This is a genomic window from Barnesiella intestinihominis YIT 11860, assembly GCF_000296465.1.
GTDB lineage: Bacteria > Bacteroidota > Bacteroidia > Bacteroidales > Barnesiellaceae > Barnesiella > Barnesiella intestinihominis.
Window position 1 is genome coordinate 190,128 of the sequence record NZ_JH815206.1, and the last position, 11,863, is coordinate 201,990.

10 protein-coding genes are annotated in these 11,863 nt (G+C 46.8%); 9 read left to right on the forward strand and 1 reads right to left on the reverse strand.

Going from position 1 to position 11,863, the window contains the following annotated elements; all coding sequences use genetic code 11:
- Window positions 1-333: 333 nt before the first annotated feature.
- Window positions 334-1,920: an L-aspartate oxidase gene (gene nadB / locus HMPREF9448_RS12770; RefSeq protein ID WP_008862993.1), complete on the forward strand. Its 1,587-nt coding sequence runs from the start codon at window positions 334-336 to the stop codon at window positions 1,918-1,920.
- A gap of 102 nt (window positions 1,921-2,022) precedes the next feature.
- A complete protein-coding gene (gene rbr, locus HMPREF9448_RS12775; protein WP_040296285.1) occupies window positions 2,023-2,601 on the forward strand; it encodes a rubrerythrin in 579 nt (192 codons plus the stop codon).
- Between the two features lie 98 nt (window positions 2,602-2,699).
- Here the strand turns inward: rbr and HMPREF9448_RS12780 are convergent, their stop codons facing one another.
- Window positions 2,700-3,986 carry a DUF2851 family protein gene (locus HMPREF9448_RS12780; RefSeq protein ID WP_008862995.1) on the reverse strand — a complete coding sequence of 429 codons (1,287 nt, stop codon included), beginning with the start codon at window positions 3,984-3,986 and terminating at the stop codon, window positions 2,700-2,702.
- A 348-nt stretch (window positions 3,987-4,334) separates the two neighbouring features.
- Between HMPREF9448_RS12780 and dapB the strand changes: the two genes are divergently transcribed.
- From dapB to purD, 7 genes are all read left to right on the forward strand, one after another.
- A complete protein-coding gene (gene dapB / locus HMPREF9448_RS12785) occupies window positions 4,335-5,054 on the forward strand; it encodes a 4-hydroxy-tetrahydrodipicolinate reductase (protein WP_008862996.1) in 720 nt (239 codons plus the stop codon).
- Window positions 5,055-5,111: 57 nt separating this feature from the next.
- On the forward strand, window positions 5,112-6,518 hold the full coding sequence (locus tag HMPREF9448_RS12790) for a S26 family signal peptidase (protein WP_040296316.1): 1,407 nt from the start codon (window positions 5,112-5,114) through the stop codon (window positions 6,516-6,518).
- A 44-nt stretch (window positions 6,519-6,562) separates the two neighbouring features.
- Window positions 6,563-7,456: a signal peptidase I gene (gene lepB, locus HMPREF9448_RS12795; protein WP_008862998.1), complete on the forward strand. Its 894-nt coding sequence runs from the start codon at window positions 6,563-6,565 to the stop codon at window positions 7,454-7,456.
- The gene (locus HMPREF9448_RS12800; protein WP_008862999.1) at window positions 7,453-8,079 is read left to right on the forward strand and encodes a WbqC family protein; all 627 of its coding nucleotides are present in this window, start codon (window positions 7,453-7,455) and stop codon (window positions 8,077-8,079) included. Before lepB ends, HMPREF9448_RS12800 begins: the two co-directional genes overlap by 4 nt.
- Before the next feature lie 76 nt (window positions 8,080-8,155).
- Window positions 8,156-9,058 (forward strand): serine O-acetyltransferase EpsC, encoded by a 903-nt coding sequence (epsC, locus tag HMPREF9448_RS12805; RefSeq protein WP_008863000.1) that lies wholly within the window; start codon window positions 8,156-8,158, stop codon window positions 9,056-9,058.
- Between the two features lie 24 nt (window positions 9,059-9,082).
- Complete coding sequence (locus HMPREF9448_RS12810) at window positions 9,083-10,576, forward strand: THUMP domain-containing class I SAM-dependent RNA methyltransferase (protein WP_008863001.1); 1,494 nt, start codon at window positions 9,083-9,085, stop codon at window positions 10,574-10,576.
- Between the two features lie 18 nt (window positions 10,577-10,594).
- A complete protein-coding gene (gene purD / locus HMPREF9448_RS12815; protein ID WP_008863002.1) occupies window positions 10,595-11,863 on the forward strand; it encodes a phosphoribosylamine--glycine ligase in 1,269 nt (422 codons plus the stop codon).

An 11,863-nucleotide genomic window follows, 5' to 3' on the forward strand; every position in this document is an offset into this window, starting at 1 on the left:
TGTATGAAGACTTCTGAAATAAACAACAACAAACTGATTACTAAATTATTACAAAACTATTATTTTTTCTATTTTTTAAGATGTCACTATACATTACAAATGTCATAAACTCCCTATAACGAGAAATACCGTCCTAAATTCCGTCAAGCAGCCCCAAAGAAAAGACTTGAATACACCTGTAATTTTCATCTTCCCTAACGAAAAATGTAACAGATTCTAACTATTCGAAACAGATTCCGAGTGCAAAGGTACATCTTGTAGCAATTATTTTTATCTTTGTGCACTGGAAAAATGAAGAATGGATTCTGCATTTTCTAAAAATTGGAGAAAAAGATGATACAAAAATTCGACTTTTTAATCATCGGTTCCGGGATAGCCGGAATGAGTTTTGCCCTGAAAGTAGCACACAAAGGAAAAGTGGCGCTCATATGCAAAACAGAATTGGAGGAGGCAAATACCTATTTCGCACAGGGTGGCGTAGCCTCGGTAACCAACACGTTGGTAGACAACTTCGAGAAACATATCGAAGACACGATGATCGCCGGCGACTGGCTCAGCGACCGCGCCGCAGTCGAGAAAGTCGTAAAAGAAGCTCCTTCGCAAATCAAAGAACTCATCAGCTGGGGGGTCGATTTCGATAAAAACGAAAAAGGAGAATTCGACCTTCATCGGGAAGGCGGACATTCCGAATTTCGCATCCTGCACCACAAGGACAACACGGGTGCGGAAATTCAAGACAGCCTGATACGGGCTGTCAAACAACACCCCAACATCACTATTTTCGAAAAGCATTTCGCCATCGAGATTCTTACGCAACACCACCTCGGAGTAACTGTTACGCGGCAGACTCCCGACATCGAATGTTACGGCGCTTATGTGCTCGATTTGAAAACCGGTAAGGTAGATACATTCCTCTCCAAAGTCACCCTCATGGCGACCGGCGGCGTGGGCGCTATTTATCAGACCACGACCAATCCGCTCGTCGCTACCGGCGACGGCATAGCGATGGTATACAGGGCTAAGGGAACCGTAAAAGACATGGAATTTATCCAGTTCCACCCGACCGCTTTATATCACCCCGGCGATCGCCCGTCGTTCCTCATCACCGAGGCCATGCGGGGATACGGAGCCGTATTGCGAACACTCGACGGCGAAGAGTTCATGCAAAAATACGATCCTCGCCTTTCTTTGGCTCCACGCGACATCGTCGCGCGGGCAATCGATAACGAAATGAAAAACAGGGGCGATGACCATGTTTATCTCGATGTCACTCACAAAGACCCGGAAGAGACAAAAAAACACTTCCCCAACATCTATGAAAAATGCCTCGGTTTAGGCATAGACATCACACGCGATTACATTCCCGTAGCACCTGCGGCTCACTATTTGTGCGGAGGTATCAAAGTCGATTTGGATGCCCGCTCGTCCATCAACCGGCTCTATGCCGTAGGCGAATGTGCCTGCACAGGACTTCACGGAGGAAACCGGCTGGCATCCAATTCATTGATCGAAGCTGTCGTTTATGCCGATGCCGCAGCCAAACATAGTCTTAAAGTAATCGATAACTTCTCCTATCAGGAGAACATTCCCGAATGGAACGACGAGGGGACACAATCGCCCGAAGAAATGGTACTTATCACTCAAAGCGTCAAAGAAGTCGGACAAATCATGAGTACCTATGTAGGTATCGTTCGCTCCGACCTGCGGCTTAAACGGGCATGGGATAGGCTCGATATTCTGTATGAAGAAACCGAAAGCCTCTTCAAACGCAGTAAAGCCTCCAAAGAGATATGCGAATTGAGGAACATGATCAACACCGGATATCTTGTCATGCGACAAGCTATGGACCGAAAAGAAAGCCGGGGACTTCACTACACGATAGATTATCCCCACACCGATAATACCCCGCAAATGAAATAAAGATTGTCTACACGACAATAGAAGAGCCGCACGACAAAATGCGGCTCTTTTTTTGAACCTTTTTCATCGCATACTGTTTTTACTGTACAAAAACAACATGCGATTATGAAATCTATTCAAGGAACAAAAACCGAACAAAACCTGCTGAAAGCCTTCGCCGGAGAATCACAAGCCCGCAACCGCTACACATTATTCGCCCAAAAAGCGAAAGAAGAAGGATATGAACAAATCATGGGCATATTCGCCGAAACAGCAGAACAGGAGTTGGCACATGCCACCCGATTCTTCAAATTCATGCAAGGCGGAATGGTCTCCATTACGGCCGAATATCCGGCCGGACGTATAGGCAATACGGCTGAAAATCTGCTCGAAGCCGCCGAAGGAGAAAAACTCGAATGGTCGGCTCTATATAACGATTTCGAATCGGTCGCCATAGACGAAGGGTTCAAAGACGTAGCGACTGCATTCAAAATGATTTCCGAAGTAGAAGCCTTCCACGAATGGCGTTATCGCAAACTTCTGGAACGTCTCGAAAACGGATCGATATTCAAGCGCGAAGCGCCTATCCGCTGGCAATGCCGTAACTGCGGATACATCTACGAAGGCAGCGTAGCTCCGGCACGATGCCCGGCTTGCCTCGAACCCCGTGCGTTTTTCGAACCGGCAAGAGACAACTATTAGACAAAACTATCTATCTTTTCATACGACCATACTCGTGGCGGACGCCTTTGTCTGCTACGGGTATTTCTATATTCGATAAACTATCTTTGTCACCATCACTACCCCAACTTCATCGCCGAACGAGAAAGTAATTTATGACCTATCCGGCAATAAAGGCATTTATGGGTTTGGCAATACTCGTTGTTCAATTGTATGACAGCTTGGCTTTCCATAGCATTCGTCACCCGTATTCCTATATCGGAAAAACGACGCACGATCGAATTCTTTTCGGGACGTAGCGATTCGAGTAACGAGAGAGCCCGGTCGGTCATATCTTCATTGCCGACAGACATACCGTAGGCATACAATAAGGGTGCTACCGCATTGATAAGCACAATATCGATAGCCGACTCACCCAAAACGACCGGGGATTCGGGCGACACATGTCCGAACAGATAATGCGTGGTCCAATACCCCGAAAGTTCCACCTTGAAAATTCGGCGCAATTCTTCTTCGTTACCCGCCTCGCAAATCCGGGAAAACAGATTAAAACCCCGATGAATATATTGAGCCAGCATCGCCAATCGTCTGTGAGGGAAATTGGCCGGACGCAGCCGGAAGAATTTCCAACTGTCCCGGTTAATCGGTGTCAGCCCGAATTTATTTTTCAAAAAAGCATATTCATTGACTAATCTCGCATAATAGTCGTCTCCGGGACACTCGCCCTCGGCCAACAGCCCCGCCTGCCCGAACAGGAAAGCCTCGACTTGCGACAGAGAATCGGCATGTTTTTGCATAAATCGCAACGGAAGACTACGTGCCAACCGCTCGAAAGCATCGCTGTTGATACCGAATCCCATACTGCGGGAGACGACAATATAACAGACCTCCTCCCAATTTCCTTTATACAATTCCAACCAATCGTGCAGCCGCTGCGACTTCGACTGTAACCGCTCGATAGCGAGAGAAGAAATCCAGTCGGACAAGACAATCGGCCCCAACTCCGCAATATGGGGGGCGCAAGATTGCGAGGAAGAATGAGAAACCAAAGTTTCATAATCGGAACGAAACGACGGAGAGCACGACAACACCAACGTGGGAATCTCCTCTCCGTTCATGCGATAAACCGGCGTATCGGCTACCTCGACCACATGCAGAACTACCGAATCGTAAGCCGGGTCGAGATGGTGATTGTGCCGCCGCCAGTCCGATGCACGTCGATGCATCTCCACATTACCTGCCCATACGCAACCGTCGATAGAAATTTTCGCATTGAAAAAGTCGGGACCCGAATCGGTATTTAATTGTCCGTTATCGATTATCCTCAATTTACGACCGTCCGTCGTGACCAACTTCGTATGGTCGAACAACCGATGTTGCCAGATATATTGCATGAGCTTTTCCATAAAAACGTTTTAAGACGAAAATTTTTTGACTTTCACTATCTTTGTAGAATATAGGATACGGTTCGGCATAGTCAAGTCGGAAATGTGATTTCCATTTGCCTTTGCGCTCACCTTTCACTATCTTTAAGTGTATAAATGAAAAACAAACAAGTTTGTTTTGTCCTGCTCCCACCTTTCGCTATCTTTGTCACTACGAAGATAAGATACGATTCGGCATAGCCAAGCCGGAAACAAGATTTCCGTTTGCCTCTGCTTTCATCTTTTATTATCTTTGCATTATCTGCAAATTAAACAAACCTTGTTGAATTAATCGGTACAAACCGAGATGTTTTGTAACAGAAGTTCGATATGAAAATAGCACTCATAGGATATGGAAAAATGGGACATGCCATCGAAGAAGCGGCTCTGTCCCGTGGGCATGAGATTGTTTGTCGCATCGACAAAGACAATCAGGAAGATTTCGATTCAGTTTCATTCAAAAGCGCCGATGTCGCTATCGAGTTCACGGCTCCGTCGGTCGCCGTCGACAATTATCGGCGGGCTTTCGCGGCCGGTATCCCCGTAGTATCGGGCACTACGGGGTGGCTGGAACATTTACCGGAAATACACGAAGCCTGCGAGAAAGGCCAGACTTTTTTCTATGCCTCGAATTTCAGTTTGGGAGTTAATATCTTCTTTGCCGTTAACAAATATCTGGCAGGTATCATGAACCATTTCCCCCAATATTCGGTAGAAATAGAAGAGATACACCACATTCATAAACTCGATCACCCCAGCGGGACCGCTATTACTTTGGCCGAAGATATTATCGGCCAACTCGATGCGAAACATTCGTGGAGCGAAAATATGCCGGTCACCGATGACAGTATTCATATCACCGCCCGACGCGAAGGGGAAATACCCGGTACACACACCATCGTCTACGACAGTGCAGTGGATACGATACGTATCACCCATGAGGCAAAAAACAGAAAAGGGTTTGCCCTCGGAGCCGTCGTCGCCGCCGAATTTACCGTCGGGAAAAAAGGATTTCTCACCATGCAAGATTTATTCTCATTCCTCAAATAACACATAACCGTTATGAATCAAACGACAACCAACGACAAATACAGTCTGGCAGAACGATTGAAACGTGTGAAAAAAACTCGCTGGATACGTTTCTCCATCGTAGCTTTGTTATATATAGGGTGGACTATTTGGCTAAACAATTACTATGTATTGTTCGGCCTGTTGCTACTTATCGACATCTATCTCACTCAATATATTCCGTGGGGGTGGTGGAAAACCAGTAAAAATCCGGTCGTTCGAACGGTGATGGAATGGGTCGATGCCATCGTCTATGCCTTAGTGTTGGTTTATTTCATCTTTATATTCGTCTTTCAGAACTATCAGATACCCTCTTCTTCTCTCGAAAAATCGCTATTGGTAGGCGATTTCCTATTGGTCAGCAAGATGAGTTACGGCCCTCGTGTCCCCAACACACCGTTACACTTCCCGCTCGCCCAGCATACCATACCCCTTCTCAACACGAAATCTTACATCGAATGGCCCCAATGGGACTACCACCGTCTCAAAGGATTCGGTCCGGTGAAACGCAACGACATCGTCGTCTTCAACTTTCCGGCAGGCGATACGGTAGCCGTGAAACAACCCAACCCGGATTATTACACCCTGTGCTTCCTCGAAGGCCGGGAAGCCGTAAACCGCAACAAAGCTCTGTACGGCGATATTATTTACCGTCCGGTCGATCGTCGGGAAAACTATGTGAAACGATGTGTGGGCTTACCGGGCGACACGTTCAGCATTGTCAATAACGACATCTACATCGACGGAGTGAAACAACCCCGTCCCAAAAACATGCAGTTAAACTATTTGGTTAGAACCAACGGACGCTATCTCGGTAACAATGACTTTGAAAAATGGGGTATCAGTGTCGAAGACCGTGTACCTATCGACGTATCGAGCCTCAACGCCCGTATGAACCTCGAAAGCTGGGGGCTTCTCCCCAACCCCGACGGAAGCATGAATCCCGTTTACGAACTGCCTTTGACACAGGCGATGATCGACATGATGAAAAAAGATCCTTCGATAGAACAGATTGTAGGAGAACCCGGATTCTTCGGAGGTCAGACCTACCCATTAGTTCGCTCGAACACATGGACCCGCTCCGATTACGGGCCGGTATGGATTCCTAAAAAAGGAGCCACTTTGAAACTGACCCTCGAAAACCTGCCCATTTACGAACGCCCCATAAGGAACTACGAACATAACGACCTGCAAGTCAGAGACGGCAAAATATATATCAATGGAAAAGAAACCGACTCTTATACTTTCAAAATGGATTATTACATGATGTTGGGCGACAATCGGGATAAATCGGCCGATTCCCGCTACTGGGGATTCGTTCCCGAAGACCACATTGTGGGCAAACCTATGTTTGTATTCTTATCGCTCGACAAAGATAAAGGACTTTTCGACGGGAAAATCCGTTTCAACCGAATGTTCCGGTCGGTAGATAGCCTCGTGAACTAAGATACCGTTTCAATTTTTACAAATAGATATTTTATGCCATAAGCATGAAAAAAGAAACCATACGTACGATTTTCTTCACGGTAATCATCATTATCGGGAGTGTATGGTTCATTCGTTTTTTCATCATAGAACCCTATCGCATTACTCCCGGCCAGATGGAAAACAGCTTGTTGCCAGGAGACCGGCTATGGGTCGATAAGTGGTCGTTTCGGTGGGGAAACCGAAACCCGAAATACCGAGATGTCTTAGTGTTCGAATTACCCGAAATCGCTCAAACCCAATCGGGTGTAACCGAAATTGCCATCGCCCGTTGCATAGGTTTGCCCGGCGACACGATTAAAAGTACGGGGAACAAACTGTTCGTTAATCACAAGCCCGTCGCCCAGCCTCCTCTTATCCTCGAAGCCTATCTTTCGCCCGATTCCCTCGAACATCGGGTAAATCGAATGATGAGACAAAACAATTCTTTCTTTGTCGAGCAAGGTAAATTGAAAGACAGCCGCCTACTGTTTCTCTCCCGGTATGACTACGAAAAAGTAAGGAGACAACTATCGGCCGACTCCCTACTCTACCCGGTATTTCTGAAAAGAGATTTTTATGAAGTCGCCCTTCCCCGAAAAAATGAACAAATACACATCACTCCCCAAAATGCAGAGTTTCTCTACCGCATACTTACCCGATATGAAAACCGCAAAGTAGAGTACGACAACGGGAAAATCTATGAAAACGGGAAGGAATTAACCTCATGTCGGCTCACTCAAAGCTATTATTGGGTAATAGGAGACAACAGAGCCGGCATGTCCGACTCCCGTTCTTTCGGAGTTCTTCCCCACTCCCACCTCATCGGTAAAGGCGTATGCATCGGTTATTCGAGAAATCCCGAAAAACCGTTTTGGCAATCGCTACGCACCGATCGTTTCTTCAAAACCGAATTATGAGTACAGTATATCTATCGACCGCCTATTTCGCTCCGATATCCTATTACGCATCATTCCTCCGATACGATCGGATAGTCATCGAACAGTGGTGCAACTATACGAAACAAACTTATCGGAACCGCTGCCACATAGCCGGAGCGAACGGACTATTGGCATTGTCCGTCCCTATCGTCAAACCCGATACGATTAAATGCCCCACGAAAGACATTCGTATCTCCGACCACGGAGAGTGGAGGCATTTGCATTGGAATGCTATCGCTTCGGCTTACGGGTCCTCCCCTTTTTTCGAATACTACCAAGACGATATACGCCCGTTCTTCGAGAAGCGGTACGAATTTCTGTTGGATTTCAATGAAGAAATACGCCGCACCGTATGCAACCTCATAGGTATTGAACCGCATATAGAATACAGTTCGTCTTACTCCGAACCTGCTCCCGGGGAAACAGACCTAAGAGATGTCATACACCCCAAGAGAAGAAAAGCCGAAACCATCTTACCCGTACAACTGAAACCCTACTATCAAGTATTCTCCGAAAAATATGGTTTCCAACCCGACCTGAGTATCATCGACCTTCTGATGAATATGGGCCCGGAATCGATTCTTATTCTCCAAAACACCTAAGAAATAATTCCGTAAAAGCACTATTATCGGCTATCTTTGTTATCTTTGCACAAAATGCGAATACCCATCTTTGCACATGAGTAGCTACGAATACGCAGACAGACTGAAAGAGACTGTAAAAAAACTATCCGATTTTCTTTCTCTCGAAGAGTTGCATCACCAGCGATGCAGAGGAGAAGTACTTCCCTCCGAAAAACAACTACAAGAACTCATATCGCTCTGCCGGTCGCTCATTTTTCCGGGATTCTACGGACTCCCCGACGTAAGCAAAGAAAATTTGCTCTACCACACGGGTATCAATACCGAAAAACTTTTCGAAGTATTGGTCAAACAAATCTCAGCAGGATTATTATTCCAAAAAAATACCGATCATACAGACAGCGATTTAAAACGGTTACAGGAATCGGCCGAACAGAAAGCGATCGACTTTATCACTTTCCTACCCGAAATGCGCCGCATCCTATCCACCGATGTCACGGCCATGTACAACGGGGATCCGGCAGCACAAAACAAAGCCGAAGTTATTCTGTGCTATCCCGCTATCCGGGCGATTTGCAACTATCGCATCGCCCATAAACTGTTAGAATTGGACGTCCCCTTGATTCCCCGTATCATTACCGAAATGGCTCACTCCGAAACCGGAATAGATATACACCCGGGAGCCGTTATCGGGGAATATTTCGCCATAGACCACGGAACCGGAGTCGTAATCGGAGCGACCTCCGTTATCGGAAACAGAGTGAAGCTATATCAGGGAGTAACGTTGGGGGCTCGCAGTTTTCCACTGGACGAAAACAACAATCCCATTAAGGGTATCGCCCGGCATCCCATCATAGAAGACGATGTCATTATCTATTCCAATGCCACCATATTGGGAAGAATAACCATCGGAAAAGGTGCTGTAATCGGCGGAAACATCTGGGTTACCGAAAACGTAGCTCCCGGGGAACGCCTTGTACAAGCCAAAGCAAAACCATAAGAAATAAATACAATACACACTATCGTGAATACCGAAAAATTTGAAATCGTAGCGAAAACTTTTCAAGGACTCGAAGATGTTCTGGCAGAAGAATTAAAAAATCTGGGAGCCGAGGATATAGAAATAGGTCGAAGAATGGTATCCTTCCACGGAGACAAGACTCTTCTTTACAAAACCAATTTGGCCTGTCGAACAGCTCTGAGAATACTGAAACCTATTTATAAATTCGAAGCATCGAACCCCGACGAAGTCTATGAAAAAATGAAAGCGTTCGAATGGGATACCCTGCTTTCTCCCGAAACGACATTCTCGATCGACTCCGTCACCTATTCCGACTGTTTCAAACATTCCAAATTCGTGACCTACCGAGCGAAAGATGCCATTGCCGACTATTTCATGGAGAAGACAGGCAAACGACCTTCGGTGCGGTTGAACGGAGCGGAACTCGTATTGAATCTCCATATATCGCACATGAGCTGCACGCTGTCGCTCGACAGTTCGGGAGAGTCTCTGCACAAGCGAGGATACCGCGTGGGACAAACCGAAGCCCCCATCAACGAAGTATTGGCCGCCGGAATGATATTGAAAACGGGGTGGCACGGAGAAACCGACTTTATAGACCCTATGTGCGGGTCGGGAACCATTCTCATCGAAGCCGCTTTGATCGCCACCCATACATATCCCGGTATTTTCAGGAAAAGTTTCGCTTTCGAAAGATGGAAAGATTTCGACGAAGAGCTGTTCGAAACGCTCTACAACGACGATAGTCACGAACAGGAGTTTACCCATCGCATATATGGCTCCGACATTTCCCCGCGAGCGATCGACATCGCGACAAAAAACATAAAAAGCGCCGGAGTAGCCAAATACATCGATCTCAAAATCATGCCTATACAACGATACGAGACCGCTCCGTCCGAACAAGGCATTCTCATCACCAATCCCCCTTACGGAGAACGTATCTCATCGAGCGATTTGTTCGGACTGTACGAATCGATAGGCAACCGTTTAAAGCATGTTTTCAAAGGGTACGATGCATGGATCATCAGTTACCATAAAGAATGCTTCGATAAAATAGGGCTGAAACCCTCGGTAAAAATAGACCTGATGAACGGAGCTTTGGAGTGCGAATACCGGAAATACGAGATTTTCGACGGCCGATACAAAGAATTCAAAGAAGAAGGCAAAAACTTGGATAAACGGGAGGGACAGACTCGTCGAACCAATCTGCGAGGCAAAGCTCCTTTCGATAGAAAAAGGACATACGACAGCGACCGACGAAGCGACAAAACAGAGCGTTTCGACCGATCGGGAAAACCTTCGTTCCGTCGGGATTCCAAACCGGGAAAACCCATAGGGAAAAAAACATTCGATCGTCCGGAACGGTTCAAACCCGACGGCGAAAAATCGGAACGCTTGCACGGAGAAGCGGCTTTTCGGAAATTCGTAACCTTCAAGCAGCCCTCCATAAAACCGTCGGACGATAATCGTAAAAAAGACTCCGACAAACCAGAATAAACCTAAAAACTCCATACAATGAATATTCTATTATTAGGATCGGGAGGTCGCGAATGCGCCTTAGCTTGGAAGATAAAGCAAAGTCCAAAAACCGACAAACTTTATATCGCACCGGGAAATGCCGGAACCGCAGCCATAGGTACGAATGTGGCAATACCGGCGACCGACTTCGATGCCATCGGAAAATTTGCAGTGGAAAAACATATCGACATGGTCGTTGTGGGCCCCGAAGACCCATTGGTAAAAGGAATATACGACTACTTCGTATCTTGCGAGGAGTTGAAAAACATACCTGTTATAGGTCCGTCGAAGGAAGGCGCCCGCTTGGAAGGCAGCAAGGAGTTTGCCAAAGGATTCATGATGCGTCACAATATACCCACGGCCCGGTATGAAAGTTTCACGCAGGAAAATCTGGAAGCGGGATATACCTTTCTCGAAACGTTGAAAGCCCCTTACGTGCTTAAAGCCGACGGATTGGCGGCGGGCAAGGGCGTACTTATCATAAACGACCTGCAAGAGGCGAAAGACGAATTGAAACAAATGTTGAACGGCATGTTCGGGAATGCCAGTAAAACCGTGGTTATCGAGGAATTTCTATCGGGCATCGAATGTTCTGTCTTTGTTCTCACCGACGGCAAAGATTACCGCATACTCCCCGTTGCCAAAGATTACAAACGAATAGGAGAAGGCGATACCGGACTCAATACCGGCGGCATGGGAGCCGTTTCACCCGTACCGTTCGCCGATGCCACGTTCATGAAAAAAGTGGAAGAGCGCATCGTAAAACCCACCATCGAAGGTTTGAAAAAAGAAAATATCACGTACAAGGGTTTCATATTCTTGGGATTGATCAACGTACAAGGAGAACCGATGGTGATCGAATACAACGTTCGTATGGGAGACCCCGAAACCGAAGTCGTCATGTTGCGTATTCAATCCGACTTGGTCGACCAGCTCGAAGGTGTGGCACAAGGAACGCTCCGGGAAAAAGAGTTGACAGAAGACCCACGGGCTGCCGTAACCGTTATGCTGGTATCGGGTGGCTATCCCGGTTCCTATGAAAAAGGCAAGGAAATCACAGGACTGGATTTAGTGACGGACAGCATTCCGTTCCATGCCGGAACGACATTCAAAAACGGAAAAATCGTAACCTCCGGCGGACGCGTCATCGCCCTCAGCTCATACGGTGCGACCAAAGAAGAGGCTTTGGCAAACTCTTTCAAAAGCGCCAAAGCCGTCTCTTTCGAAGGTAAATATTTTCGTTCCGACATAGGAGCCGACTTGTAA

Excerpts from the sequence above, each read along its gene's own strand:
- nadB (WP_008862993.1), top strand. The coding sequence starts at position 334 with ATGATACAAAAATTCGACTTTTTAATCATCGGTTCCGGGATAGCCGGA.
- HMPREF9448_RS12780 (WP_008862995.1), bottom strand. The coding sequence starts at position 3,986 with ATGGAAAAGCTCATGCAATATATCTGGCAACATCGGTTGTTCGACCAT.
- dapB (WP_008862996.1), top strand. The coding sequence starts at position 4,335 with ATGAAAATAGCACTCATAGGATATGGAAAAATGGGACATGCCATCGAA.
- lepB (WP_008862998.1), top strand. The coding sequence starts at position 6,563 with ATGAAAAAAGAAACCATACGTACGATTTTCTTCACGGTAATCATCATT.
- HMPREF9448_RS12800 (WP_008862999.1), top strand. The coding sequence starts at position 7,453 with ATGAGTACAGTATATCTATCGACCGCCTATTTCGCTCCGATATCCTAT.
- epsC (WP_008863000.1), top strand. The coding sequence starts at position 8,156 with ATGAGTAGCTACGAATACGCAGACAGACTGAAAGAGACTGTAAAAAAA.
- purD (WP_008863002.1), top strand. The coding sequence starts at position 10,595 with ATGAATATTCTATTATTAGGATCGGGAGGTCGCGAATGCGCCTTAGCT.